The following is a 26140-nucleotide window of genomic DNA, read 5'->3' as shown; positions in this document are numbered from 1 at the left end:
CGCCCGGATCCCGGGAAGCGTAGTGCCCTCCGCGCCGGTGATCAGGACGCCTTGGCGAGCGTCTCGGCGAGGTACTGCGCCGCCTGCCGGACCAGCCGCAGCCGCTCCCGGTCCCGGGTGTAGTCCTGCACGTTGTCGGAGATCCGGACGTCGGCCCGGGCCGCCGAGCCGGTGCCGGCCCGCAGCGCGGCCTGCAGTTTGCGGGCCGCGTCCAGCCCGGCGCCGTCCGCCTTGGCGGCGGCCAGCAGCAGGTGCGGGGCGGCGTTGGCGGGGGCCTCGGCCCCGGTCTGGGCCAGCGCCGCGGTGTCGTACCGCCCTGAGACGGCGGCGGCCGCGCCGTACAGGTCCGGACGGGCCAGGCCGGCCGCCGCGGCGCAGGGCGCGCCGTCCTCGACGCCGAGCGCGCCCCAGGAGGCCGGGCCGGGCGGCAGGGTGCGGAAGGCGCCCGCGACGACGGCGCGCAGCGCGGCGTCGTCGGCGACGGCCTGCGGGGCGGCGGCGACCAGCTCACAGGGGTGCGCGGTGCCGTTCGGCGCCTCGGGGGCGACCAGGATGAACGGGCGGGCCTTGCCGGTCTGGACGGCCGAGCCGAGGCCTTCGAAGACGTCGGGGACTTCGGTGTCGGCGGTCTTGCGCGGGGTGGCGGCGTGCATCACGACCACCGGGAAGCGCGCGTTCGGGTCCTTGGCGTACTGGGCGGGCAGCCAGACCCGGACGTTGCGCGGGTGCCCGTCCGGGCCGGGTACGGCGGACTGCAGCAGCTCGCCGCCGCCGGGGTGCCCGACGCTGTCGAACCGGCTGGCCACCGGCGTTGCCGCCGGGCTCGTCGGGGCCGGGGCCGCCGGGGCGGCGGCGGGCACCGGGTCCGCCACCGGGGGCGCCGCCTGCCGCACCCCGCCGGGCACCGCCTCGCGCCCGTCGCCCACCGCGAGCTCGGCGCCGTCCACCCGGCCGCCGGAGCCGCCGAGGGCGCCGAAGGTCCCGAGCGCCGTCAGCACGGTCAGCGCCGTGACGCAGACCCCGCAGACCATCGCCCCGGCCGCCCGCAGCAGCATCGGCCGCTGGTCGCCGGCCAGCTCGTAGGTCGCGGCGGACCGCAGGTCCCGCCAGCGCAGCAGCGCGCCGCGCGCCAGCCAGACACCTCCCGCGGCGGCGGCCAGCAGGGGGACGACGAGGAGCGAACGGACCATGGGACGCACCACCTCGGGACGAGGGCCGGCGCCGGCGGGCCCGGTGCCGTGGGGAGGCGACGGCGCCGGCGGCCGGGAGGCGGCGGGGCACAGTCGGCCCCCAGCGTGCGGGACGACCCGGCGGTCACACGCGGGTGTGCCCGGCGCGTACCGCCCGTTCACTCGAAGGTGGGACAACCGGGTAGGACGGGAAGCCCTACCCGACGGGGCTCAGCCCGCCCGCAGCGCGACCGTCATCGCCTCGACGGCGAGCAGCGGGTCGACGTTGCGGTCCAGGGCCCGGCGGCAGGCGAGCACCGCCTCGATCCGCCGCAGCGTGCCCTCCGGCGGGCCCGCCTGGGCGACCCTGTTCAGGGCCTGCCGCTGGTCCTCGTTGGCCAGCGCGCCGGTCGAGCCCAGCTGGAGGGCGAGCACGTCGCGGTAGAAGCCCAGCAGGTCGAGCAGCGCGACGCCCAGGGTCTCCCGACGGGTGCGGGTGGCCCGGCTCTTCTGGCGCTTCTCCAGCTCCTTGACCGCACCGGCCATGCCGCGCGGGGCCTTGCTGCCCTCGGCGGCGCCGTACGCCGCCTTCAGGTCGTCGGTCTCCTTGGCGTCCTGGGTCTCGGCGAGCGACTCGGCGTCGGCCTTGGCCGTGTCGACCAGGCGCTGCGCGGCGGCCAGGCAGCCGCCGATGTCACCGACCTCCAGCGGGATCCGCAGCACCTCGGTGCGGCGGCTGCGCGCCTGGTCGTCGACGGCCAGCCGGCGGGAGCGCTCGATGTCGCCCTGTCCGGCGAGCGCGGCCAGCCGGGCCGTCTCCGGCTCGACGCCGTCGCGGCGGACCAGCATGTCGGCGACGGCCTCGGCGGCCGGGGTACGCAGCACCAGCAGGCGGCAGCGCGAGCGGATGGTCGGCAGCACGTCCTGCACGGAGGGCGCGCAGAGCAGCCAGACGGTACGCGGGGACGGCTCCTCGACCCCCTTGAGCAGGGCGTTGGCGGCGGACTCGGTGAGCCGGTGGGCGGCGTCGACCAGGATCACCGACCAGCGTCCGCCGGTCGGGTAGCTGGAGGCGCGCATGACCAGCTCGCGCATGTCGCCGACGCCGATGGAGAGGCCGTCGGTGCGCACGTACTTCACGTCCGCGTGGCTGCCCGCCAGCACCGTGTGGCAGCCGTCGCAGAACCCGCAGCCGGGCGTCCCGCCGAGCGCGAGGTCCGGGCTGGTGCACTGGAGGGCGGCCGCGAAGGCGCGGGCGGCGGTGGTCTGGCCCGCTCCGGGCGGGCCGGTGAACAGCCAGGCGTGCGTCATCAGCGAGGCGTTGCCGCCCGGCTCCGGGCCGGCCCCGCGCCCGGCGGCGGCCGTCGCCCCGGCCGCCCGGGCGGCGGCGGTCAGTTGCTCGACCACCCGGTCCTGGCCCACCAGGTCGTCCCAGACGGCCACTGCTGCTCCCAAGCTCGGTACGGACTGCCACGGTACGGGCTGCGCACGGTATGAACTGCCCACGCTACGAACTGCGCGCGCTACGGACCGCACGGGACACGGACCGTCCCGGCCGGGGCCGCCGCGGTGCGGACCGCCCCCGTTCGGGCCGTCCCGATCCGGGCGGCGCGGGTGCCACCGGCGCCGCGGCCTCCCCGCGGTCGAGCATACGTGTCCGGTACGACGACGGGCGGTGCGGCCGGGGCTGAGCTCCGGCCGCACCGCCCGTCGGTCGAACCGTCGGGGCTCAGCCCCGGCGCCAGCGGCGGCCCTTGCCCTTGCCGTCGCCCTGCTCCTCGGCCCGGGCGCCCGGCTGCGGCGCACGCGGGTCCTGCGGGCGCGGGTCGGCGGAGCCCTGCTGCAGGCGGGTCCACTCGTCGCGGGAGCCGAGCAGGGTGTCGGTCAGGCTCGGCAGGTCGTCCATCGGGGTCTCCTCGGCCCAGGACGGCCGGGGTCGCGGCTCGACGGCCGGCGGCTGCTCCTCGACCACCGGCAGCTCACGGGTGCCGCCGTCCGCCGCGGCCCGGTCCTCCCGCCAGAGGCCCGGCGGGACGCGGTCGGCGGGCGGCGCCGGGCGGTCGTCCTCGACCCGGGGCAGCACCGAGGTCCGGTCGGCGTCCGCCGAGGGCACCCGGGGCAGCACGGCCGTCTCGTCGGCGGGTACCCGGGGCAGCACGGCCGTCTCGTCCGCCGGCACCGCGGGGACGACCGGCAGCTTCGCCGTCGCGTCCGCCGGGGCGTGCGCCGGGGGCGCGGCCGGGGCCGGTCCGGCGGCCTGCGCCGCCCGCACGGCCGCCTGGCGGTCCCGCTCGGAGATCTCCTGGGTCGCGTCCTCGACGGGCCGAACCCGCAGCTCGGTCGTCACGTCATTGCCCGGAGCACCACCGGGAGCACCACCCGGAGCGGCATCCGCCCGGTCCGCAGCGCTCGCGGCGGCAGCCGCGGCCGCAGCCAGTGCCGCGGCCTGCGCCAGCCTGGCCTCCTCGGCCCGCTGCAGGGCCTCCTCGGCACGGCGGCGCTGCTCCTCGCGGGCCAGCTCCCGCTGCCGCTGGAGCTCCGCCTGGGCGGCCGCCTCCTCGGCGATCCGCCGGCGCTCGGCCTCCTCGCGGGCCAGCCGCTCCTCCTCGGCCGCGCGCCGCTTCGCCTCCTCCTCGGCGCGTCGGCGGGCCTCCTCCTCGGCCTTGCGCCGGGCCTCCTCGGCCGCCTTGCGCGCCGCCTCGGCGGCGATCCGCTCGGCCTCCTCCTTGGCGAGCCGCTCCTTCTCCGCCTGCTCGGCCCGGAGCTGCTCCAGCACCTCCTGCCGCTTGCGCTCGGCGGCCTCCTCCTCGGCCTTCCGGCGGGCCTCCTCGGCGGCGCGGCGCTCGGCCTCCTCGCGGGCCAGCCGCTCCTGCTCGGCCCGGGCGGCCTTCTCCTGCTCGGAGAGCGGCAGCTCGCGGTCGAGCCGGTGGCGGATCGCGGTGGTGACGAAGCCGGGCTGCCGGCTGCCGTCGACGACCAGGTAGCGCGCCGGGTCGGCCGCCGCCAGGGCGAGGAAGCCGGATCGCACCCGCTGGTGGAACTCGGTCGGCTCGGACTCCAGCCGGTCCAGCGCCTCGGTGAACCGCTCCCGCGCCTTGGTCGGGTCGACGTCCAGGACCACGGTGAGGTCGGGCACCAGCCCGCCGGTCGCCCAGCGCGAGATCCGGGCCACCTCGGTCGCTGCCAGGTCGCGGCCGGCGCCCTGGTAGGCGATGGAGGAGTCCATGTAGCGGTCGGTGATGACGACGGCGCCCCGGGCCAGCGCGGGCCGGATGACGTTCTCGACGTGCTCGGCGCGGTCCGCCGCGTAGATCAGCGCCTCGGCGCGGTGCGACAGGCCGGTGTTGCCGACGTCCAGGACCAGACCGCGCAGCCGCTGTCCGACCGGGCTGCCGCCGGGCTCGCGGGTGAGCACCACCTCGTGGCCCTTGCCGCGGATCCACTCGGCGAGCGCCTGGGACTGGGTGGACTTGCCGGCGCCGTCGCCGCCCTCCAGGGCGATGAAGAAGCCGGTACCGGTGGTGCGGTGCGCGGGGAGCCCGGTGCCGCCGCGGACGGCGTCCACCAGGTCGCGGCCGAACGGGGCGGTGCCGCGCCGGTCGTCGGTCCTGAGCAGCACGACGGCCGCGAGGACGAGGGTCAGCAGCCCCGCGGTGGCGACCGCCAGTGCCGCACCGCCGTGGATGAAGGTGAAGGAGCCCGGCTCGACGGTGCCGTACTCGACGTCCCCGTACCCGGCCGCGATCAGCGGCACGGCCACCAGCGCGGCACCCACCACGGCGCGCAGCACCGCGTACAGGTGCTCGACGACCTTCGGCAGCCGCTCCTCCTCGACCTCCTGGGCGAGCAGGGTGCGCCCGGCCGAGATGACGATCCCGGCGGCCAGCCCGGCCAGCACGGTGAGCAGCAGGACGAGGACGAAGTCCAGCACCAGGCCGGCCAGGATCAGCGCCACGCCCTCGGTCAGCAGGGCCAGGGCGAGCAGCCGGCGGCGGGACAGCGCGGGCAGTGTGGCCCGGGTCAGCCGGACGCCCAGCGCGGGCGCCCCGGCGGCGGCGAGCACCAGCAGGCCGTAGCCGATCGGACCGGCCCGGTGCTCGACGGCGGTCAGCAGCGCCAGTGCGGCGACCCCGGCCATCGAGGCGTACCCGGCGGCGACGGCGAAGGTGAAGTAGGGGGCGGAGCCGGTGCGGCCCTTGCCCAGCGCGGGGCCGGGGGTGGCGTCGACCGGCGCCCGCAGGCCCTGCAGCGGGGAGCGCGGGGCGGCGGACACCCGGCCGCCGGGCAGCGTCTGGAGGTACAGCCGGACGGCCGAGGCGGCGAACAGGCCGGCCGCGCCGAGGGCGGCGAAGGTCGTCTGGTGCAGCCGCAGCCAGTCCGAGCCGAGCGCCGCGAAGACGTTGTTGACCAGGGTCAGCCCGATCAGCGCGGCGGCGGCGAGCGGCACGGTGGCCCAGCCGGTGCGCAGGTCCAGCGTCCGGACGGTGTCCAGGTTCGCGGCGGACGGGCGCTGCTCGCCGGCCGGGGCGTAGGGGTTCGCGGGCGGCAGCAGACCGGGGACGGCGGCATCCTTGGCGATCGCCCAGACCCGCTCGGCGGCACCGGTCACGAAGACGGTGGCGAGCAGCACGTAGGCGGCGGCGCCGGAGGGCTTCGGGCCGGAGCCCAGCCAGACGATCCACCAGGGCGCGAGGCCGATCAGCACGGCGCGCAGCGCGTCCGCGCCGAGCATCGTCCAGCGGCGGTCCAGCGGGCCGCCGAGCAGCTGGTGCACGGGCCCGAGCAGGGCGGCGCCGAACAGCACGGTGGCGGCCAGCCGGGCCGCGAAGACGGCGGCGACCGCGAAGGCCAGGCTGCGCGGCAGGTCGCCGAACCTCCCGCCGAGCGCGGCGGCGATCACGGTCAGCGCGAGCAGGACCAGCAGGCCGAGCCGGTCGGCGGTGCCGCCGATCAGCTGGGTGGTCCAGAGCCGGCGGTACGGGCGCAGCCGCAGCAGCGCGCGGACCCGCTCCCCGGCGGTCCCGGCGGGCGCCACCTCGGGCAGATCGGGTGTGCCCGCTCTGGCGGCCGCGGCGGCGCTGGGGGTGGGCTGCTCCTCGCTCGTCATACCGTCAGCGTAGCGGTCGGCGGTTGCCGCAAAAGGGTGAGCGGCCCTCCGGATCGCCCTCATTGCAGGGTTGTGACGCTCCGCGCACAAGTACGTCCACAGACCACGGGCCCGCGCCTCCCGGAGGAGACGCGGGCCCGGTGCCACTGGCGGAGGGTCAGCCCTCGTCGGTGGCGGCGGCCTTGCTCGCGGCGGTCTTCTTGACGGCCGTCTTCTTGGCGGCCGCGGTCTTGGCCGTGGTCGTCTTCTTGGCCGCCGTCTTGGCGGTGGCCGTCTTCTTCGCCGCGGTCTTCTTGGCCGTGGCGGTGGCCTTCTTCGCCGGGGCCTTCTTCGCGGTCTTCTTCACCGGCCCGCGGGCCCGCTTCTCGGCGAGCAGCTCGTAGCCGCGCTCCGGCGTGATGGTCTCGACCTCGTCGTCCTTGCGCAGGGTCGCGTTGGTCTCACCGTCGGTCACGTACGGGCCGAAGCGGCCGTCCTTCACCACGACCGGGCGCTCGCTGACCGGGTCGGTGCCCAGCTCCTTGAGCGGCGGCGCGGCGGCGGCCCGGCCGCGCTGCTTGGGCTGGGCGTAGATGGCCAGGGCCTCCTCGAGGGTGACCGTGAACATCTGCTCCTCGCTGGTGAGCGAGCGGGAGTCGGTGCCGCGCTTGAGGTACGGGCCGTAGCGGCCGTTCTGCGCGGTGATCTCCACGCCCTCCGGGTCCGAGCCGACCACCCGCGGCAGCGAGAGCAGCTGGAGGGCGTCCGCCAGGGTGACGGTGTCCAGCGCCATCGACTTCAGCAGGGAGGCGGTGCGCGGCTTGACGGCGTTCTTGCCGGTCTTCGGCGTGCCCTCGGGCAGGATCTCGGTCACGTACGGGCCGTACCGGCCGTCCTTGGCGACCAGCATGTTCCCGCTGACCGGGTCCGGGCCGAGCTCGAAGTCGCCGCTGGGCTTGGCCAGCAGCTCCTCGGCCAGCTCGACGGTGAGCTCGTCCGGCGGCAGCTCGTCCGGGATGTCGGCGCGCTGGCCGGGCTCGCCCTCGACGGTGGAGGCGCGTTCGACGTAGGGGCCGTAGCGGCCGACCCGCAGGGTGAGGTCGTCGCTGATCCGGAACGAGCTGATCTCCCGGGCGTCGATCGCGCCGAGGTCGGTGACCAGTTCCTTCAGACCACCCAGGTGGTCGCCGTCGCCGTTGCCGGCCTCGGCGGCGCCGCCGGTGGCGTGGCCCTCGCCCTCACCGAAGTAGAAGCGCTTCAGCCACGGCACGGACTGCGCCTCGCCGGCCGCGATCCGGTCGAGGTCGTCCTCCATCTTCGCGGTGAAGTCGTAGTCGACCAGCCGGCCGAAGTGCTTCTCCAGCAGGTTGACCACGGCGAAGGAGAGGAACGACGGCACCAGCGCCGTCCCCTTCTTGAACACGTAGCGGCGGTTGATGATGGTGTCGATGATCGAGGCGTAGGTGGACGGGCGGCCGATCTCCCGGTCCTCCAGCTCCTTGACCAGCGAGGCCTCGGTGTAGCGGGCCGGCGGCTTGGTGGCGTGGCCCTCCGGGGTGAGCTGCTCGGCGGCCAGCGGGTCGCCCTCGGTGACCTGGGGCAGCCGGCGCTCGCGGTCGTCCAGCTCGGCGTTCGGGTCGTCGGCGCCCTCGACGTAGGCCTTGAGGAAGCCGTGGAAGGTGATGATCTTGCCGGAGGCGGAGAACTCGGCGTCCCGGCCGTCCGCGGCGCGGCCGCCGACCTTGACGGTGACGGACTGGCCGACCGCGTCCTTCATCTGGGAGGCGACGGTGCGCATCCAGATCAGTTCGTACAGCCGGAAGTCGTCGCCGCTCAGGCCGGTCTCGGCGGGGGTGCGGAAGCGGTCCCCGGAGGGGCGGACGGCCTCGTGCGCCTCCTGCGCGTTCTTGACCTTGCTGGCGTAGGTGCGCGGCGCGTCCGGCAGGTAGTCGGCCCCGTAGAGCTGGGTGACCTGCGCACGGGCGGCGTTGATCGCGGTGTCCGACAGCGTGGTGGAGTCGGTACGCATATAGGTGATGAAGCCGTTCTCGTACAGCTTCTGGGCCACCTGCATGGTCCGCTTGGCGCCGAAGCCCAGCTTGCGGCTGGCCTCCTGCTGGAGCGTGGTGGTGCGGAACGGCGCGTAGGGCGAGCGGCGGTACGGCTTGGACTCGACGCTGCGCACCGCGAACGCGGTCTGCTCCAGGGCGGCGACCAGCGTACGGGCGGCCTGCTCGTCCAGGTGCAGGGTGTTGGCGCTGCCGGCCTTCAGCTGACCGTTCGAGCCGAAGTCCCGGCCGCTGGCGATCCGCTTGCCGTCCACGGCGGACAGCCGGGCACCGAAGGTCTCCGGGTTGGCCGAGTCCGCCGGGGTGCGGCCGGTGCCGAAGGTGGCGACCAGGTCCCAGTAGGACGCGGACCGGAAGGCGATCCGCTCGCGCTCCTTCTCGACGACCAGGCGGGTCGCGACGGACTGCACGCGGCCCGCCGACAGCTTCGGCATGACCTTCTTCCACAGCACCGGCGAGACCTCGAAGCCGTAGAGGCGGTCGAGGATGCGGCGGGTCTCCTGGGCGTCGACCAGGCGCTGGTTCAGCTCGCGCGGGTTGGCCACGGCCTCCTGGATCGCCGACTTGGTGATCTCGTGGAAGACCATCCGGTGCACCGGCACCTTGGGCTTGAGCACCTGCTGGAGGTGCCACGCGATGGCCTCGCCCTCGCGGTCCTCATCGGTGGCGAGGAAGAGCTCGTCGGACTCCGCGAGCAGCGACTTCAACTTGCTGACCTGGGACTTCTTGTCCGCGTTGACCACGTAGATGGGAGCGAAGTCGTGGTCGACGTCGACGCCGAGGCGGCGTACCTCGCCGGTGTACTTGTCCGGCACCTCGGCCGCCGTGCTGGGCAGGTCGCGGATGTGTCCGACGCTCGCCTCGACGATGTAGCCGGGGCCAAGGTAGCCCTTGATCGTCTTCGCCTTGGCCGGCGACTCGACAATGACGAGTCGCTGTCCGTGCGCGGTCTCGCTGCTCGGGGACACCTTCGCTCTTCTCTCCCGGTCGTTATGTGAGCTGGTCGGCGCTGGCAGCACGGGCTGCGCTCCGCCCGACCCCTCCACCGTCCCGGGGCTGCCGCTGTACGACGACCCCACCAGCGGAGTGTGACCGTACCCCGGCCACCCTTGTCAAACGGACGGATCCCGCTTTTTCACCGGCAAGGCCGACCGACGCCACTCGAACGGTAACCCGATGATGGAGCTTCGCGCCCCGTGGAGGGGGGCTTCGGCGGGTTTCGAAGGATGGAATGACGGATTTCAAAATCTGTCAACGGAAAATCGTCAGCCTCGGACGGAGCTCCGACCGACCCGGGCGACCCGACCGACGACCGGGCGGCGGCCGGGCTGCAACTGGGGCGACGGCCTGTGGCCGAGGGGTGGCGGGCGGCGGGTCGGGCACCCGCGCCGGGCGAACCTCCCGGCTTTCCACCCGCCGACCGGATCGCAGCAGGTCAGCCGGTGAACCCGGCGGCCAGCAGACAGGCACCCGCGGCCAGGCAGCCCGCGCCGAGCGTCGTCCACAGCAGGTCCACCACCGCCGCGCGGGGCGTCTCGGCCGCCGCCAGCACCACCCGGCTCGGCCGAACCGGATCGTAGGCGATCCGTATCGACGCACCGGGCGCGAACCGGGCCGGCCGCCGCAGCGGGGTGTGGCCGCGCGGCCTGGCGAGCACCACCTCGGCGCACCGCTTCGCCCCCGGGCCGCCGACCGACGCCGGTGCGGCAAAGGAGAGCAGCGGCGCACTGTCGAGCTCGCCGTGGGCGTCGGCCTCGGCGACCACCTTGGCGACCGCAGAAACCCCTCGGCGGCGCAGAAGGTGGCGAAGGCGCACTTCGGCGGCGCACCAGAGCAGCAGGGCGCCGCCGAAGAGCGCGAGCACCACACCGCCCACCATCTCGGTCGTCGTCTCCACCGCTGGCCCCCCGCCTCGTTCACCGGCCCCGTCCGGCGGCTCTGTCCACCGCCTTTGTCCACAGCCTGTGGACAGAGAGCCTCACAGCAGCGGACCAACGAAGGACAGATGTTCGGCGACCGAGGGACGAATCAGGGGCTACGGCGAGGTGAACCAGGCGGTCGAGGCGACCGCCTGGTCGACAGGTCTGCCGGTCAGAGCACCGGCCGGATGAAGCCCTGCTCGGTCAGCAGCCGCAGTGACTCCGGCACCCGGTCCCGCAGCACCACCCGGTCCTCGCCGAGCAGCTGCGCGATCGCGTCCACGATCTCGCCGGCCGACAGCGTCCCGTCGCAGACCCCGACGAACCCCGCCCCCACCGTGTCCACCTTGGTGGCACGCCGCATGCCCCGGTTGTGACGCAGGATCACGTGCTCCGGGTCCTCCGCCCCCGGTGCCCCGACCTGCTCCTGGACCACGTCGTCGGCCAACAGGTACCGGGCCGCGAGCAGCCCCGCGTCGTCCTGCGTCCGCAGGAAGTCCTGCCGGGCGAACCACTCGTCGATGTGCGGGCCGAGCGGCTGCTCGACCGGGTGCGGCCACTCCTCCACCCGCACGGTCGGCTGCTCGGCGCCGCCGGCCCGCAGGGTGATCCAGCCGAAGCCGATGCCCTCCACGCCGCCCGCCTCGAAGGCGTCCAGCCACTCCCCGTACCGGGCCTGGTAGTCGCCGCCGGGGCCCCGGTGGTCACCGCCGTCACGCAGCCACAACTCGGCGTACTGGGCGATGTCCTGGACCTCCCGCTGGACGATCCAGGCGTCCAGGCCGGTGCCGGCGACCCAGCCGGCCAGCCGGTCGTGCCAGTCCTCGCCCTTGACGTGCTGCCAGTTGGCGAGCAGCTGGCAGTAGCCGCCCGGTTCCAGATGGGCGGCCGCGCCGCGGACCAGGCTGCGGCAGAGGTCGTCGCCGGCCATCCCGCCGTCCCGGTAGGTGAACCGGCCGCCGGGCGAGATCACGAACGGCGGGTTGGAGACGATCAGGTCGAACTTCCGCTCCCCGACCGGCTCGAAGAGGCTGCCGGCGGCGACCTCGGTGTTCTCGAAGCCGGACAGCGCGAGGGTCAGCTCGGTGAACCGCAGCGCGCGCGGGTTGAGGTCGGTGGCGGTGACCCGCTGGGCGTGCCGGGCGGCGTGCAGCGCCTGCACCCCGGAGCCCGACCCCAGGTCCAGGGCCGCCCGGACCGGCCGGCGCACGCTGATGTTGGCCAGCGTGGTGGACGCGCCGCCGACACCGAGGACGAGGTCCTTGCGGACCACGCCGTGCGCGGTCTCCCCGGAGCCGATCCCGCCCGCGCCGCCGACCGCGCAACCCAGGTCGGAGACCACCCAGGCGTCCGAACTCGGCAGTCCGGCGACCTCGTTGGCGTACGGGCGGACGTCCACGGTGGCCCGGACCAGCTCGCCGTCCGAGCGCAGCCAGCCGTCGGACAGGCAGTCCTCGACCGGCAGCGCGGCGGCCGCCGCCCGGTACGGCACCGGGTGCTGCAGAAGGAAGAGCCGCACCAGCGTCTCCAGCGGGCTCCCGCCGCGGGTCGCGCGCAGCGCCGGCACCGCCTCGCTGCGGGCCAGTGCCGCGTACCCGGTGGGCCCGAGCAGATCGAGACACCCGTCGGCGGTGTAGGAGGCGGCGAGCAGCGCCTCGCGGAACTTGGCGAGGCGGGTGGGGTCGAGAACGGGGCTACTGATCACCCCGCCATTGTCCCCCGCCCCACCACCCCCACCCACCCGAACCGGCCCGCCACCCCGCCTCGGGGCCGCGCCGGAGCCGCCTCGGTACCGCCTCGGTGCCGCTTCAGGAGCGCACCGGGGCAGCCCGAACGCCCCGGTCGGCCGGGAGGCCGCACCGGGGTGTGGTGGTCCGTGTCGTACCGGCCCGCCGGGTTGCCGCGCCCGGGTCAGCTCGCGGAGGGCGCCGGGGTGGCAGGTGCCGGAGCGGACGCGGACGGCGCGGAGGGCGCCGGCGTGGCGGCGGGGTCCGTGGCCGCGGGGCTCGCGGTGTCCGTCGCGCCCGGGGCGGGCGTGCCGGGGGCGGTCCCGGTCGCCGGGGCGCCGCTCGCGCCATCGGTCGGGGCGGCGGCGGCCGCACCCGGCTTGCAGCCCTCCTGCTTGGCCATGGCGGCACCGAGCTCGCCGCGCTGCAACTTGCCCTGCGCCTGGGTGGACAGCGAGGAGAGCTGCTGCACCTGGTCCGCCACGCTGCGCAGACCGTCCGCGAACTTCGCCTGGTCGCCGTTGGACAGCGCGTCCAGCTTCTTCTGGACCTCCAGGTAGCCGTCCGCCGCCTTGTTCAGCTCGGCCACGGTGTCCTTCTGGAGGTTCGCGCCCTCGTCGACCTTCGGCGCCCCGGCCGAGTTGATCGCATCCGCGATCTGCTGGTTGGTCTTGGCCAGCCGCCCGATGTCCGCCGAGAGCCGCTTCTGCAGATCGGCCGGGGACTCGCCGGTCTTCACCTGGCCGGTGTCCGTCAGGGCGGTCTGCGCCTGGGCGATCGGGTCCTTGGCCGCGCCGCAGACGTTCGCCGCCCAGGACTCCAGCTGCTTGCTGTTGTCGTCGCCGCAGCCGACGGCGCCGAACGCGAGCAGCGCGCCGAGCGCGGGTACGGCCAGCAGTCGCTTGTTCACCGGGAGAGCCCTTTCGGTTCGATCGTCGAACTGCGAACCTACACGGCCGCCCGACGCCCCCTGGTTCCCGCCCGCCTCGGCTGCACCGGCCGCCGGACCGCGCGACCGACCCGCGCGACCGGACCGCGCCGGCGCGTACTCATCAGGCGCGTTCGACCCGGATCGGATCCCCCGGCCGGACGGTGCGCAGCACTGCGGCGTCCCCGTCCAGCACGCCGAGAACGTTGCACGGACTGGCCAGTCGGCACTCGCCGTCCCGGGAGATCGGCGTCGGCCCGTAGGGCAGCGCCAGGCTGTCCCCGTCCGTCCAGAACGCCACCGTGCCGGGCTCCACGACCTGCTGGGCACCGGCCTCGCGGGGCACGCTGACCGGGGTCTCGAAGTAGACCTCCTCGCCCCAGGTGCTCGCCGAGGAGGCGATCGGGAGCACGGCCCAGAGCGCGTCGGCGGTGGGCGTGGGGTCGAGTGTGGCGGTCGCCTGCCCGGCAGGCCACAGAATGCGTATCCGCATGGGATGTCCCTCTTGTCCGACGAGGATCCGATCGTCCGGAGACGGATCGGGCCTGGTCGTGCCAAGAGCAGGGAATCGCCCGAATCAACAGTTTGTCAATGCCGAAGGCCGGGGGAACCGACCGCCACCGGCCTCGGAGCACCGGGAAACGCCGGACCGCCGGGAAACGCCCGGACCACCGGGAAGGCTCCAGGGCGTCGGGGCCTCTGGAGGCGTGCGAGCACCGGGTCGGTCAGACCGCCGCGGTGTCGGCCGAGACCGGCCAGCTCATCCGGATCAGACCGCCATCGGCCCCGTTGGTGACCTCCAGGTCCTCCACCAGGCCGGTGATGACGGCGAGGCCAAGGGTGTCCTCGTCCGGGTCCGCGGCCTCGGCGCTGCCGGAGGCCGGAACCGTGGCGGGGCCGGCCTCATCCTCGACCTCGATGAGGAAACGCTTCTCCTGATCGGTGAGCGCCACCCGGACCGCGCCGGTGATACCGCCGCGCTGGTGAAGCCCGACGGCACGGGAGCACGCCTCGCCCACGGCGAGCCGCACCTCGTCGAGCACCGACTCGTCCACCCCCGCGCGTCTGGCTACTGCCGCGGCGACCAGCCGGGCCGTTCGCACGTGCTCGGGAAGCGCGCTGAATCGAAGTTCGACGGTTGCCATCTCTCCCCCTCGGGGTCCCTCGACCGGGGCCGGACACGCGGCCCCCGCGGGCCGGTGGACACCGGCCCTGGAGCGGCCGGGACCAGCCGGGGCCCAAGGCCCCGGCCGCCCGGACGCATGAATTCGGGCGGGCCGACCGGTACGGCCGGCCCGGCCACGTCAGTCGGTCGAGTTGACCGCGTCCTCCACGGAGGTGTGGATCGGGAAGACCTTGGTCAGACCGGTGATCCGGAAGATCTTCAGAATGCGCTCCTGGTTGCAGACCAGGCGCAGCGAGCCCTCATGGGCGCGCACACGCTTGAGACCGCCCACCAGCACACCCAGGCCGGTCGAGTCGAGGAAGTCCACGCCCTCCATGTCGACGACGAGGTGGTAGTTACCGTCGTTGACGAGCTCGACCAGCTGCTCCCGCAGCTTCGGGGCGGTGTACACATCGATCTCGCCGCCAACCTCGACGACCGTGCGATCGCCGACTGTACGGGTCGACAGGGACAGGTCCACGGAACCTCCAGCACCTTGCCTTGCTACGTCATTGCGATCCTCGGCCGGACGGCCGCCACCGCATGGTCGCGAGCCCCGGGCACGCCCAGCCAACATGTGGCAAGCCTCAGCGCTGCGACCCCCGGCCGTACGGCCGTCACGGCCACATTCAACCACCTGCGACCATGACCGCACGATGGCTTACGACGATTCTCCGTCACGCCGGTGACACACTGGGTCCTCATGCCGCCCCGTCACAGCCTGCCCGAGGCACTGCTCGCGACCCTGTCCACCACCCGAGGGCGGTCAGACCGGCTCACCCATACGGAGCACCTTCCCGCCCGACCGGCCCGTTATTCGCCCTGGCCCGACTCGATCCGACCGGAGATCGTGGCATCCGCCCTGGCCCTGGGCGTGGAACAGCCCTGGGCCCACCAGGCGGAGGCCATGAAACTGGCCAAAACCGGCCATACTGTGGTGATCGCCACAGGTACCGCCTCGGGCAAGTCACTCGGCTACCTCGCCCCCGTGCTCAGCGACCTGTTGGACGGCACCGAGGCCAGGAACGGACGCGGCGCCACCGCGCTCTACCTCGCCCCCACCAAGGCGCTCGCCGCCGACCAGCGCCGCCGGGCCGCCGAACTCGCCCCGCCCCGGGTCCGGGCCGCCCTCTACGACGGCGACACCCCGCCCGAGGAGCGCGAGTGGGTCCGCCAGTACGCCTCGTACGTGCTGACCAACCCGGACATGCTGCACCGCGGCATCCTGCCCGCCCATCCGCGCTGGGCCTCCTTCCTCAAGACGCTCCGCTACGTGGTCGTCGACGAATGCCACAGCTACCGGGGCGTCTTCGGCTCGCACGTCGCCCAGGTGCTGCGACGGCTGCGCCGGATCTGCGCCCGGTACGGCTCCTCGCCCACCTTCATGCTGGCCTCGGCCACCACCGCGGACCCGGCCGCCACCGCCCGGCGCCTCACCGGGCTGCCGGCCGAGGCCGTCACCGAGGACGCCTCGCCGCGCGGCCCGATGGTGTTCGGGCTCTGGGAGCCGCCGCTCACCGAGAACGTCGGCGAGCACGGCGCGCCCGTCCGCCGGACCGCCACCGCCGAGGCCGCCCATCTGCTCACCGACCTGGTAGAACAGCAGATCCGTACCGTCGTCTTCGTCCGTTCCCGGCGCGCGGCCGAACTCGTCGCCCTGCAGACCCAGGACCAGCTCGGCCGACCGCTCGCCGACCGGGTGGCCGCCTACCGCGGCGGCTACCTCGCCGACGAGCGCCGCGCCCTCGAACGCGATCTGCACACCGGTCGGCTACTGGGCCTCGCCTCCACCTCCGCTCTTGAACTCGGCGTCGACATCTCCGGTCTGGACGCCGTCCTGATGGCCGGCTACCCCGGCACCCGGGCCTCGCTCTGGCAGCAGGCCGGGCGGGCCGGGCGCGAGGCCCAGGGGGCGCTGGCCGTCCTGATCGCCCGGGACGATCCGCTGGACACCTACCTGGTGCACCACCCGGAGGCCCTGTTCGCCACCCCTGTCGAGGCCACCGTGCTCGACCCCGACAATCCACACGTCCTCGCCCCGCACCTGTGCGCGGCCGCCGCCGAACTGCCCCTCACCGAAGCCGATCTGGAGCTGTTCGGCCCGTCGAGCGGCCCACTGCTACCGATACTGGAGCAGCGCGGACTGCTCCGCCGCCGGACCGACGGCTCCTGGTACTGGACCCGCCGCGAGCGGGCCGCCGACGCCGTCGACCTGCGCGGCGGCGGCGGCAACCCGGTGCAGATCGTCGAGTCCCCGACCGGCCGGCTGCTCGGCACGGTGGACGCCTCCGCCGCCCACACCACCGTCCACACCGGAGCCGTCCACCTCCACCGGGGGCGCAGCTACCTCGTCCGGGAGTTCGACCTGGACAACTCGGTCGCCCTGGTCGAACCGGCCGATCCGCCCTACACGACGGCCGCCCGCGACATCACCTCCATCTCCGTGCTCTCCACCGACACCACCGTCGAGTGGGGCGAGGGCCGGCTCTGCTTCGGCTCCGTCGAGGTGGTCAACCAGGTGGTCGGCTACCTGCGCAAGCGGATCTCCACCGGGGAGATCATGGGCGAGACCAAGCTCGACCTGCCGCCCCGCACCCTGCGTACCCGGGCGGTCTGGTGGTGCGTCACCGAGGACCAGCTGCTCGACGCGGACATCCTGCTCGACCAGCTGCCCGGCGCCGCCCACGCCGCCGAGCACGCGTCCATCGGCCTGCTGCCGCTGTTCGCCACCTGCGACCGCTGGGACATCGGCGGCGTCTCGGTGCCGCTGCACCCCGACACCCACCTGCCCACCGTGTTCGTCTACGACGGCCATCCCGGCGGGGCCGGCTTCGCCGAACGCGGCTTCCACCGGGCCCGGCAGTGGCTGACGGCCACCCGGGACGCGATCGCCTGCTGTGAGTGCGAACGCGGCTGCCCCTCCTGTGTGCAGTCGCCCAAGTGCGGCAATGGGAACGACCCGCTGGACAAGGCCGCCGCCGTCCGACTGCTGGAGGTGCTGCTGGCCGGCGCCCCGGCGGCGGAGTCACCGGGCGAGGCGGGAGCGGAGTCACCGGCCGAGACGGGGGCGGCGATCGAGACGAACCCCGGCCCGGCGAAACCGAGCGGACCCGAGCAGAACGGGCCAGGTGACCTTGCCGACCAGCAAGGCCCCGCCGACCCGCAGGGGCCGGCCACCGAAGGTTCATGAGCCACCCGCCGTCCCAAGCCGGTCGTCCGCCGCGGTGACCGCGCCCCGGATCGGTCCGGCCCGGGCCCGGGCGCGCGCCGGACCGACCACCAGGCGCACGGGCAGCGCCCCGACCGGCACTTCGGTCACCACCTCGACGGCGTCCGCCTCCCGGTCCACCGTGCAGGCCGCCACCGTGGCCGCCTGCGCGGCGGCGATCGCGGCCGCCCGACCGCAACCGCCGTCCGGGTCGATCAGCAACCGGCCTGCGGCGGCGAGCGCCGCCAGGTCCGCGGCGGACTCGGCCCGGTGCCGTGCCCCGATCACCGCGCCGACCGAGAGCGTCGCCGTGAACACCGCACAGCCGAGCACGGCGAACGCGACCAGCCAGACCGTCGCGGAGCCCGCGTCGGGCCCTCGCCCCGCCGCGGCGGTGCGGGCCGTGCGGGCACCCGTCGCCCGACGCAGCGCCTCCCTCACCGGGCTCAGGAGGGCCATGGCCCGCCACCTCCTCCGCCGCCCGCCAGGGTGTCCTCCCGGGCCGCCACGGCGGCCGCGCCCAGCCGCACCGAGAGGAGCGCGGCGAGCTGCCCGGGAGCCGGGCACGGCGCGTCGACGGTGACCCGGACGGTGTCGGCGTCCACCGCGACCCGTACGTCCGCTCCGGGCGGGGCGGCCGAGCGGGCGAGCGCAGCGGGATCCGCCTCCCCGCGCGCCGCCGCTCTGGCGCCGACCCGGGCCGCGTCCACGCAGCGGATCTGGGCGGCGGCCGCGAGCACCGCCCAGATCAGCATCGCGGCGAGCAGCACCAGCGCCGGCAGGGCCACCGCGGTCTCCGCCGTGGCGAACCCCGCATCGCCCCCGCGACGGCGCCTCGCCGCCCTGACCGCCCTGGCCGCCTTGGCCGCCTTGGCCGCCTTGGCCGCGCAAGGACCGTCACGTCGCATGAAGCGCCCGGTCCAACAGCTCGGTCAGCGCACCGGTGACGGCCGCGCTGGTCACCACCTTGTACAGGCCTGCGGCCAGGGCACACGCCCCGAGCGTGCCGACCGCGTACTCGGCCGTGGTCATCCCGGCATCCGACCTGCTCCTGCGGCGGGCCGCCCGCCGGATCCGGCCGGCCGCCAGGCGGCCCCGGCGGCGGCACAGCCCGAGCAGGTGCCGGGCCGGGCGCCCGGTGACGGGCGTGGGCGTGATCACTACAGCCATGGTCTCTTCTCCTCCGTGTTGGCGGCGCGGACTGCCGCGCCACTGCGATGTACGGCCCGGCCGACTCCGACCAGGCTTCACTGCAGATGGACTGATGCCACCTCACATCCCCTTCGCGAAGGCGGCGGTGAGGCCGATCACCACCGGGACGACGCTGATCAGGACGAACGCCGGGAGGAAGCAGAGGCCCAGCGGCGCCGTGGCGATCACTCCGGCACGGCGGATCCGGGTGTGCGCCGCCCGGCCGGCCGCAGCCCGCCTACCGTGTGCCAGCCCGGCCAGCGCCTCCGCCACCGGAGCCCCGCTGAGGCTCGTCCTGACCAGGCAGCGGGCCAGCGGCGCCAGCGCCGGGCGCTCCTCGCCGAGCCTGGTCCAGCAGACCTCCGGTGGGGCGCCCATGGCCAGTTCGGCCGAGATGGCCACCAGCCGCGGCCCCATGGGCGCTCCCACGCTCCGACCGACCGCCCCGACCGCCAGAGCCGGCGAGGCTGCGGACCCAAGGCAGGCCGCCAGCAACTCGGCGGTCAGCGGAAGCTGCCGGGTCAGCCGTTCCTCCTCCAGACCGGCCCGCCGCTGCTCCGGGGAGCGGGCCCCGGCGAGCCACCGGCACAGACCCGCGGCAAGCAGGGCGCCCACGGCCAGACCGCCTCCGCCGCCCAGCACCAGCGCCACCCCGAGCCCAGCGCCCACCGCGACCGCCACCCGACCCGAGCGCTCTGAGCGACCCGAGCGCCCAGCCGTCGCACCCAGCCCCCGGCGCCCGGGCGGCGGCCGCCCGGCAAGCCCTCCGGTCCACCCTGCCCGCCCCGACGGGCCCTCCGGCGGATCTTGTTCACCAGATGCCCGGCCGCCCCAGACCGCCGCCCGCCTACGCCGCGCCGCAGCCCTCGCCGCCCACTGCCGCAGGAGCAGCGCCCCGGCCGCCACCGCCAGCCCCGAAGCGGCCCATTCGGCTCCCGCGCTCACCTCGACATCACCTCCGACCGGAACGCACCGCTCGGCACACCGCCTCGAGCCCGTGTCCGCGAGATTCCGCATCGCCAGCCGCCGACGCCCAACCGGTCGCGCCCGCCGTCGACCGGACCCCCACCGTCCGCAGTGCCGCCCAGGGCACCCGCCGAGGCCGCTCGGACGATCCGCGCCATCCAGGCCAGGCCCACCGCCTCCAGGGCCACCCCGGCCGCCAGACAGCCGAGTCCGGCCGTCGTGTGCAGCAGGACGTCCACCGGCCGGGCCCCGAGGGCTACTCCGAGCACCAGCCCGGCCGCGGGCAGCACCGCCAGGACGGCGATCGTCGTACGCGGCCCCGCGAGCTCGCCCTCGATCTCCTCGGAGAGCGTGTGCTCGCCACGCAGGGCCTCGGCGACCCGGTCCAGGCCCGCCGCCAGACCGGATCCGCTGTCGGACGCGACCTGCCAGCACGCCGCGAGCGCGACCGCCCCGCTCCCGCCCGGCAGTTCGGCGAGAAGCAGGAACGCCGCGGGCACGTCCCCGCCGTACCGGCCGGCCGCGAGCCGCGCCACCGGCTCCTCCCCGAGCCTGCACAGCGTCTCCCGGTCCGCGGCAATCCGCGTGGTCACCAGGTGCAGCGCCTGTTCGGGCGTCGCCCCGCTCCGCAACTCCCCCGCCAGCGCGGCGCAGAGGTCGACCACCGCCGCACCGCGCAGGCGGGCCGACCGGGCCGCTCCACGGCGCAGCCGCCAGCCCCGCAGCGGGAGAACGGCCAGCGCGGCGGCGAGCACCGGAACCGGCGAGGCGGTCACCGCCCCCGCCGCCAATCCGGCCGGGAGGAGGAGCAGTTCGGGTACCAGCCAGGTCGGTCGACCACCCGCCACCCGGCCGGGCCGAGCCGCCGCCCGATCCCGGCTCACGCCCGGACCGCCGTCCTCGCCCACCAGCAGCATCCGGGATCGCCTCGCCCCGGACACCTGGCGCTGGAGTGCACACCACCCGGCCACCGCCGCGCCGCAGAGCACCAGTGCCCAGCACAGCGCCAGTTGGTCCCTCGCCATGTCACCCACCTCCTCGTCGTCGGCTCTTCCGGCCCCACGGCCCGAGCAGGGCCAGGGCGCCTGTCACGCATCCGCCCAGCAGCAGGACGAACACCACCTCCGCCTGGCGGGCGCTCGCCGCCGCCAGGGCCGCCACGGCCCCCGTCACGGCGGCCCGCCCGCGAGCGTCACCCCGCGCGCCGCAAGCAGCCGCACAAGCCGCTCCCATCCCGCTCCGGGCACCGTGGCACCGCCCGCCGTGAAGGCCACCGCCGGGACGGTGACGGCAAGGCCGTCGCGGTCGCCGGCCAGCGTGTGGATCTCGGACACCCGCCGCCGCCCGGTGCCGGGATCCCGGACGAGATGCACCACCAGGTCCAACGCGGCCCTGAGTTGGCTGTGCAGCGACGGGCGGTCGAGCCGCGCCAGCGATCCGAGCGCCTCCAGTCGGACCGGGACGTCGGCCGCCGTGTTCGCGTGCACGGTGCCGCAACCGCCCTCGTGCCCGGTGTTCAGAGCGGCCAGCAGGTCCGAGACCTCCGCCCCGCGGACCTCCCCGATGACCAGCCGGTCGGGCCGCATCCGCAGCGCCTGGCGGACCAGGTCCCGCAGTGTCAGCTCGCCGAGGCCCTCCTGGTTGGGGGGCCTGCTCTGCAGGCGGACCACATGCGGATGGGAGGGCCGCAACTCGGCGGAGTCCTCGGCGATGACGATCCGCTCGTCCGCCGGGACGAGACCGAGCATCGCGGCGAGGAGCGTGGTCTTCCCCGTGCCCGTCCCGCCACTGACCAGGAGCGACAGCCTCGCCCGCATGATGCCCGCCAGCACTTCGGCGCCCTCCGGGGGCAGTGCCCCACCGGCCACCAGTTCGTCGAGCGTGAACGGGCGAGGGCGGCAGACCCGCAGGGAGATGTGGGTGCAGCCGGCCGCGATCGGCGGCAGCACGGCGTGCAGTCTGGTGCCATCCGGCAGTCGGGCGTCCACCCAGGGCCGGGCGTCGTCGAGCCTTCGGCCGGCCGCCGTGGCGAGCCGGTGGGCCAGCCTGCGGACCGCTTCGGCGTCGGCGAACCGCACCCCGGTGGCCCGCCGCAGGCCGCCGCCCCGGTCGACCCAGACCTCCTCCGGGCCGTTGACCAGGACGTCCGTGACATCGGACGCCGCCAGCAGCCGGTCCAGCGGGCCCGCACCCACCAGTTCGGCGCGCAGCGAGCGCACGGTGTCCAGGACTTCGTCGCCGCCGAGCGGGGGCCGGGAGGCCCGCAGCGCGGCTGCGACGGACCCTGCCGTCGGGGCCGCACCGGACTCGGCCAACCGCAGCCGCACGGCGTCCACCAGCGCCGCCGCGCGCTCCTCCCGGGCCGTCCGCCCGTAGGGGTGCGGATCCTGGCCCGCACCAGGCTCCGGGGCTCGTCCCGCGACCGCGCAGCCCCCGGTCGCCAGGCTCCCCGACGCCCTGTCTCCAGCACTTTCCAGCATGCCGTTTCTGCGCAGACGGACCATCAGTACACACCTCCTCCGACCGCCGGAACCGGCGGCAGCACCTCGTCCAGGAAGGTCGCGCAGAAGCGCGCGAGCGGGCCGCTCTCGCGGATCCCGGGCGGCACGCCCCGCTCGGCGTCGAGAGCCAGCCCGGGCTCCGGCGGCAGCTCACCCGCGAGACGGAGCCGCAGCCCCTGAGCGATCACGTCCGCCCGGAGGCCTGCGGGCCGCACCGGGCGCACCACGGCCCGGACGTCGCCCAGCCGCATCCGCGCGGCCGCCGCGACCCGGTCGGCCGCCGCCACCGCCCGCAGCTCGGCCGGCACCACCAGGAGTGCCAGGTCGGACTGCTCCAGGGCCTGCCCGGCCGCCGGGTCGAGATGGCGTGCCACGTCGACCACGACCAGCCCGCCACGCCTGCGGGCGGCGGCCAGCACGCTGCGCATGGCCCCGGGCGGCACGGTCAGCGTGTCGCCCCGGTCCCACGAAAGGCAGGACAGCCCCGTGAGCCGTTTCATCGCGGGCAGCGCCTTGGCCAACTCGGCGCCGCTGACCCGACCCCTGGCGCCGGCCAGGCCGGGCCAGCGCAGTCCGCCCGCCGTCTCGCCGCCGAGCAGGATGTCCAGCCCTCCGCCCAACGGATCGCCGTCGATGAGTATGGTCCGCCGACCGGTCCTGGCCGCTGTGACCGCGAGCGCGCAGGCCAGCGTGGAGGCCCCGGCCCCGCCCCGACCGCCGAGCACCGCGACGGTGAGCGCCGCCGCCCCGACGCCCTCGGCCGCGTCGGCGATCCGGTCCAGCAGCCAGCCCTCGGCGTCGGGGAGGAACAGCACGTGCTCGGCGCCGAGTTGGACGGCCCTGACCCACACCTCGGGGTCGTCGAGATCCAGGCCGAGCAGCAGCACCCCGGTGCGGCGGGGCAGCCCCGCACACCTCCTGGCCTGGTCGTCGCCGACCAGGACGAGCGGCGCCGCCTCCCAGAGCCCGCGCGGCGGCGGGGCGCCCCGGATCAGCCGCGGTTCGGTGCCGGCCGCCGCGCAGATCCGCAACAGGTGCTCGGCGAGGCCCTCGTCCTCGGTGACGACGAGCGGGCCGGCGACCTGCGGGCCCTTGGCGGTGGTGTGGTCGGTGGTCGGTGTCGACATGGCGGCTCCCCTGCGAGGCGCCCGTCCGCGGGAGGCGGGACGGGTGCGGTCCGGACGGTTCCGGCGGGCGGTCACCCGGTGAGCCCCGCACGAGGGCCCGGCAACCGCCGCCGGACATCACGGTGGAGGTCGATCCGCATTCCGTCAGCCCCGTTCCGAATCCCTGTGGACAACTCGGGGGCTGTGGACAAGAACGTTCACCCGGGTGGGGGGCTATTGAACAAAGAATTGACGGAAGGGACTCACCGAGGAGAGTCGGCAGCCGATTCACCGCGGCCCGGACCACATCCGCCGCAGCCTCCCCACGCCCGGCACAGGGGCACCGGCGGGCCGCCCTCGGGGCAGCACAAAGCCGTCGGCCACCATGAGTAACCGACAACACAGAGTGACGAAAGTAAGAAGCGGGCGCTCGGGCCGACACCCCCTGTACGCCGGAACCCGGCCGGCGGCGGAACCCTCCGCGAGCGGCCTTCAACCCCTGAAAATGGCCCCGGACGTGCGACGACCCCCGCCGGGGGGGAGAGCGGGGGTCGTCTATCCACGGCCCGACTCGGGGGGGAGGAGCCGGACCGGGTTAGCACGGTCGCGAACGATCCGTGACTTCCATGGTGTACCCGAGCGGCCAGAAACACAAACCCGCACGCCCATGAGTACGCCGAATGGCGGGGTGTTTTGCACGGCCCTCTATCCTCGGTTCCCGTGGACACCACCGAGAACGCCGACGAGTACGCCGACGAGTCCCCGGACGGCACCGCCGAGTCCGGTGGAACCCCCTCGGCCGCCCCAGCGCCGGAAACCGCCGGCCCCGCACAGCCGCCCGCCGACGCAAGTCCGGACGCTGCCGAAGACCCTGCCGGGCCCGCCGCGACCCGGCCCGCCACGCCGCGCGCACGCCCGACCGGTCCCCGGACGGCCGCGTTCTTCGACCTGGACAAGACCATCATCGCCAAGTCGAGCGCGCTGGCCTTCAGCCGGCCGTTCTACCAGGGCGGCCTGATCAACCGTCGGGCCGTACTGCGCAGCGCGTACGCCCAGTTCGTCTTCCTGGTCGGCGGCGCGGACCACGACCAGATGGAGAAGATGCGCGAGTACCTCTCCGCGCTCACCCGGGGCTGGAACGTCCAGCAGGTCCGCGAGATCGTCGCCGAGACGCTGCACAACCTGATCGACCCGATCATCTACGACGAGGCCGCCTCCCTGATCGAGCAGCACCACGCGGCCGGCCGCGACGTGGTGATCGTCAGCAGCTCCGGCTCCGAGGTGGTCGAGCCGATCGGCGCGCTGCTCGGCGCGGACCACGTGATCGCCACCCGCCTGAAGATCGAGGACGGCTGCTACACCGGCGAGATCGAGTACTACGCCTACGCCGAGAACAAGGCGGCGGCCATCCGCGAGTTGGCCGAGCGGGAGGGCTACGACCTCGCCGACTGCTACGCCTACAGCGACTCGTCCACCGACCTGCCGCTGCTGGAGGCGGTCGGCCACCCGTCGGCGGTCAACCCGGATCGCGCCCTGCGCAAGGAGGCGGTGGCCCGTGAGTGGCCGGTGCTGGTCTTCGACCGCCCGGTGGAACTGCGGCGGCGGCTCCCGGAGTTCTCCGCGCCGAGCGGCTCGGTGTTGACGGCCGTGGCGATCGGCACGGCGCTCGTGACCGCCGGGGTGATCTGGTACGCGGCACGACGCCGCCGGCCGGCCGCCTAGGACCGGGCGGCCCCTGCCACGACGGGGCCGGCCGGTCGCCCTCCCGAGCTCACCAAAACGGACATAGCCCAGCGTTCGGGATGGAGCGGGCAAAAGCCAAAGACTTCTCGTTTCGGGTTCCCCTTTCGCCCGAAACGCGATACAAATGAAGCACGGCCCGCGAGACCCGGTCAGGACCGAAGAGGTCAAACCGACAACGCAGTTCAGGCCCCACGGACCGCACGTACAGATAGTCGAGCACCCACATGCAGCCGACCCGCTGTCGGGCCGCCGCACCAGACGAACGGGCAGGATCCCCGTCTGATGGGCACTTCCGGTGCATGCATGGTCACCCGGCACCTGTACCAGCGGCGGCACCCGGCAGGATCAGGTGCCGCCGCATCCGTGTGCCCGGGTCCGAACCCGGGCGTGCGCCACTGCAGCGCGAAGAGCCGCAGCCGCCGGCCGGAAGGGCGCCCGAGGCGCCCGGGCCGGCTCAGACCATGCCGCGCTGCATCGCCTCGCAGACCGCCGTGCTCTCCCGCGTACCCAGGCGCAACGCCCGTCCGCAGTGCCCGATCCAGGCCGCCAACCCCTCCGGGGTGCCGGCCAGATAGCCCGCCAGCGCCCGCCGGTAGGCATCCGTTCCGAGCTCCGCGAGACCGACCTCGGCCGGGCAGATCGACTTCGGGTCGAGCCCCTCCGCGATCAGCACGATCCGCTGCGCCGCACGCGCGATCACGCCGTTGTGCGAGGCGAACGGCCGCAGCGCCAGCAGCTCCCCGTGCACCACCGAGGCGACCACGAGGGCCGGCGTTCCCACCCCCTGCCCCTCGGCGCGGGCGACCAGCAGCCGGGACAGCTGGTCCAGCCGGGCCGCGACCTCCTCCGCCCCCGGGGCCGGCGGCAGCTCGGCCACCGGACCGTCGGGCGCGGCCTCGACCCCGATACCCTCCGCCGACGCGAGCTCCAGCGGGAAGAGCTCGTCGGCGGCCTCACCGGCCTGCCGGGGCCGCCCGGCCGCCGCGTCGGCGTCGCCGACCGCCAGCAGGTGCAGCCGCGCCAGCACCTGGAGCGGCGAGTGCCGCCACACGCTCAACAGCTGTCCGGCCTCGGCGGCGATCCGCAGAGCCGCACCGACCGTCCGGGACTCCTGGTCCGCGCTGAAGTCACTGCGGCGCCGGACCTCCTCCAGCGGCCAGTCGGCCCCGGCCAGCGCCGCCGAGGCGCGGGCCCCACGCAGGGCGGACTCGGAGGTGACCTCGGCCGCGCGGCGGCGCATCACCCGGTGCCCGTAGAGGCGGTCGACGGCCTTGCGCACCTCGGCCACCGCGTCGGGCACCCCGGGGAGCTGGGCCAGCGGGGCGAGGGGATCTGTTCCAGTGCTCACCTACCCGAGAGTAA

The 26140-nt window shown here is 75.0% G+C and carries 20 protein-coding genes; 2 read left to right on the top strand and 18 right to left on the bottom strand.

From position 1 onward, the window contains the following. Window positions 1-41: 41 nt before the first annotated feature. The 10 genes from ACIGZJ_RS10370 to bldG form a co-directional block, all read right to left on the bottom strand. Window positions 42-1190 carry a hypothetical protein gene (locus tag ACIGZJ_RS10370; RefSeq protein WP_396456817.1) on the bottom strand — a complete coding sequence of 383 codons (1149 nt, stop codon included), beginning with the start codon at window positions 1188-1190 and terminating at the stop codon, window positions 42-44. Window positions 1191-1400: 210 nt separating this feature from the next. Beyond that, a complete protein-coding gene (locus ACIGZJ_RS10365) occupies window positions 1401-2612 on the bottom strand; it encodes a DNA polymerase III subunit delta' (RefSeq protein ID WP_387949940.1) in 1212 nt (403 codons plus the stop codon). Window positions 2613-2898: 286 nt separating this feature from the next. Further along, window positions 2899-6276 carry a dTMP kinase gene (gene tmk, locus ACIGZJ_RS10360; RefSeq protein WP_396456816.1) on the bottom strand — a complete coding sequence of 1126 codons (3378 nt, stop codon included), beginning with the start codon at window positions 6274-6276 and terminating at the stop codon, window positions 2899-2901. A 157-nt stretch (window positions 6277-6433) separates the two neighbouring features. Further along, window positions 6434-9292, bottom strand: a complete 2859-nt coding sequence (topA, locus tag ACIGZJ_RS10355; RefSeq protein WP_396456815.1) for a type I DNA topoisomerase — start codon at window positions 9290-9292, stop codon at window positions 6434-6436. Between the two features lie 467 nt (window positions 9293-9759). Beyond that, window positions 9760-10221 (bottom strand): DUF3592 domain-containing protein, encoded by a 462-nt coding sequence (locus ACIGZJ_RS10350; RefSeq protein ID WP_396456814.1) that lies wholly within the window; start codon window positions 10219-10221, stop codon window positions 9760-9762. 194 nt (window positions 10222-10415) lie between these two features. Next, complete coding sequence (locus tag ACIGZJ_RS10345; RefSeq protein WP_396456813.1) at window positions 10416-11948, bottom strand: methyltransferase; 1533 nt, start codon at window positions 11946-11948, stop codon at window positions 10416-10418. A 206-nt stretch (window positions 11949-12154) separates the two neighbouring features. After that, window positions 12155-12880 carry a small secreted protein gene (locus ACIGZJ_RS10340; protein ID WP_396456812.1) on the bottom strand — a complete coding sequence of 242 codons (726 nt, stop codon included), beginning with the start codon at window positions 12878-12880 and terminating at the stop codon, window positions 12155-12157. 142 nt (window positions 12881-13022) lie between these two features. Next, entirely contained in the window at window positions 13023-13391 is a 369-nt protein-coding gene (locus ACIGZJ_RS10335) for a cyclophilin-like fold protein (RefSeq protein WP_396456811.1), read from the bottom strand. Between the two features lie 232 nt (window positions 13392-13623). Then, a complete protein-coding gene (locus ACIGZJ_RS10330) occupies window positions 13624-14043 on the bottom strand; it encodes an ATP-binding protein (RefSeq protein WP_396456810.1) in 420 nt (139 codons plus the stop codon). A 159-nt stretch (window positions 14044-14202) separates the two neighbouring features. Further along, window positions 14203-14544: an anti-sigma factor antagonist BldG gene (gene bldG / locus ACIGZJ_RS10325; protein ID WP_387949816.1), complete on the bottom strand. Its 342-nt coding sequence runs from the start codon at window positions 14542-14544 to the stop codon at window positions 14203-14205. Between the two features lie 222 nt (window positions 14545-14766). Here bldG and ACIGZJ_RS10320 point away from each other — a divergent pair, with 222 nt between their 5' ends. After that, entirely contained in the window at window positions 14767-17253 is a 2487-nt protein-coding gene (locus ACIGZJ_RS10320) for a DEAD/DEAH box helicase (protein ID WP_396456809.1), read from the top strand. On the opposite strand, the gene ACIGZJ_RS10315 is transcribed toward ACIGZJ_RS10320, so the two are convergent. The 7 genes from ACIGZJ_RS10315 to ssd form a co-directional block, all read right to left on the bottom strand. After that, complete coding sequence (locus tag ACIGZJ_RS10315; protein ID WP_396456808.1) at window positions 17248-17730, bottom strand: Rv3654c family TadE-like protein; 483 nt, start codon at window positions 17728-17730, stop codon at window positions 17248-17250. The two genes, ACIGZJ_RS10320 and ACIGZJ_RS10315, sit on opposite strands and share 6 nt — an antisense overlap. Continuing rightward, entirely contained in the window at window positions 17718-18179 is a 462-nt protein-coding gene (locus ACIGZJ_RS10310) for a TadE family type IV pilus minor pilin (protein WP_396456807.1), read from the bottom strand. Before ACIGZJ_RS10310 ends, ACIGZJ_RS10315 begins: the two co-directional genes overlap by 13 nt. Beyond that, window positions 18169-18441 (bottom strand): DUF4244 domain-containing protein, encoded by a 273-nt coding sequence (locus tag ACIGZJ_RS10305; protein ID WP_396456806.1) that lies wholly within the window; start codon window positions 18439-18441, stop codon window positions 18169-18171. The genes ACIGZJ_RS10310 and ACIGZJ_RS10305 overlap by 11 nt, the downstream gene beginning before the upstream one ends. Before the next feature lie 102 nt (window positions 18442-18543). Then, window positions 18544-19131, bottom strand: a complete 588-nt coding sequence (locus tag ACIGZJ_RS10300; RefSeq protein WP_396456805.1) for a type II secretion system F family protein — start codon at window positions 19129-19131, stop codon at window positions 18544-18546. 272 nt (window positions 19132-19403) lie between these two features. After that, on the bottom strand, window positions 19404-20453 hold the full coding sequence (locus ACIGZJ_RS10295; RefSeq protein WP_396456804.1) for a type II secretion system F family protein: 1050 nt from the start codon (window positions 20451-20453) through the stop codon (window positions 19404-19406). Window positions 20454-20597: 144 nt separating this feature from the next. Next, window positions 20598-21932: a TadA family conjugal transfer-associated ATPase gene (locus ACIGZJ_RS10290; RefSeq protein ID WP_396456803.1), complete on the bottom strand. Its 1335-nt coding sequence runs from the start codon at window positions 21930-21932 to the stop codon at window positions 20598-20600. Continuing rightward, window positions 21932-23056: a septum site-determining protein Ssd gene (gene ssd, locus ACIGZJ_RS10285; RefSeq protein ID WP_396456802.1), complete on the bottom strand. Its 1125-nt coding sequence runs from the start codon at window positions 23054-23056 to the stop codon at window positions 21932-21934. The genes ACIGZJ_RS10290 and ssd overlap by 1 nt, the downstream gene beginning before the upstream one ends. A gap of 699 nt (window positions 23057-23755) precedes the next feature. Between ssd and ACIGZJ_RS10280 the strand changes: the two genes are divergently transcribed. Next, window positions 23756-24757: an HAD-IB family hydrolase gene (locus tag ACIGZJ_RS10280; RefSeq protein WP_396456801.1), complete on the top strand. Its 1002-nt coding sequence runs from the start codon at window positions 23756-23758 to the stop codon at window positions 24755-24757. A gap of 475 nt (window positions 24758-25232) precedes the next feature. On the opposite strand, the gene ACIGZJ_RS10275 is transcribed toward ACIGZJ_RS10280, so the two are convergent. Next, a complete protein-coding gene (locus ACIGZJ_RS10275) occupies window positions 25233-26126 on the bottom strand; it encodes an oxidoreductase (RefSeq protein WP_396456800.1) in 894 nt (297 codons plus the stop codon). Window positions 26127-26140 lie beyond the last annotated feature (14 nt).

The sequence above is a fragment of the Kitasatospora sp. NPDC052868 genome (genome assembly GCF_044547105.1).
In the GTDB taxonomy this organism is placed as follows: Bacteria; Actinomycetota; Actinomycetes; order Streptomycetales; family Streptomycetaceae; genus Kitasatospora.
Note: the sequence above shows the minus strand (reverse complement) of the source record. Positions and strands in the feature narration are given on the sequence as shown.

Coding starts and splice junctions, on each gene's coding strand:
- ACIGZJ_RS10370 (WP_396456817.1), bottom strand. CDS start 1,190: ATGGTCCGTTCGCTCCTCGTCGTCCCCCTGCTGGCCGCCGCCGCGGGA.
- tmk (WP_396456816.1), bottom strand. CDS start 6,276: ATGACGAGCGAGGAGCAGCCCACCCCCAGCGCCGCCGCGGCCGCCAGA.
- ACIGZJ_RS10335 (WP_396456811.1), bottom strand. CDS start 13,391: ATGCGGATACGCATTCTGTGGCCTGCCGGGCAGGCGACCGCCACACTC.
- ACIGZJ_RS10330 (WP_396456810.1), bottom strand. CDS start 14,043: ATGGCAACCGTCGAACTTCGATTCAGCGCGCTTCCCGAGCACGTGCGA.
- ACIGZJ_RS10320 (WP_396456809.1), top strand. CDS start 14,767: ATGCCGCCCCGTCACAGCCTGCCCGAGGCACTGCTCGCGACCCTGTCC.
- ACIGZJ_RS10315 (WP_396456808.1), bottom strand. CDS start 17,730: ATGGCCCTCCTGAGCCCGGTGAGGGAGGCGCTGCGTCGGGCGACGGGT.
- ACIGZJ_RS10310 (WP_396456807.1), bottom strand. CDS start 18,179: ATGCGACGTGACGGTCCTTGCGCGGCCAAGGCGGCCAAGGCGGCCAAG.
- ACIGZJ_RS10305 (WP_396456806.1), bottom strand. CDS start 18,441: ATGGCTGTAGTGATCACGCCCACGCCCGTCACCGGGCGCCCGGCCCGG.
- ACIGZJ_RS10295 (WP_396456804.1), bottom strand. CDS start 20,453: ATGGCGAGGGACCAACTGGCGCTGTGCTGGGCACTGGTGCTCTGCGGC.
- ACIGZJ_RS10290 (WP_396456803.1), bottom strand. CDS start 21,932: ATGGTCCGTCTGCGCAGAAACGGCATGCTGGAAAGTGCTGGAGACAGG.
- ssd (WP_396456802.1), bottom strand. CDS start 23,056: ATGTCGACACCGACCACCGACCACACCACCGCCAAGGGCCCGCAGGTC.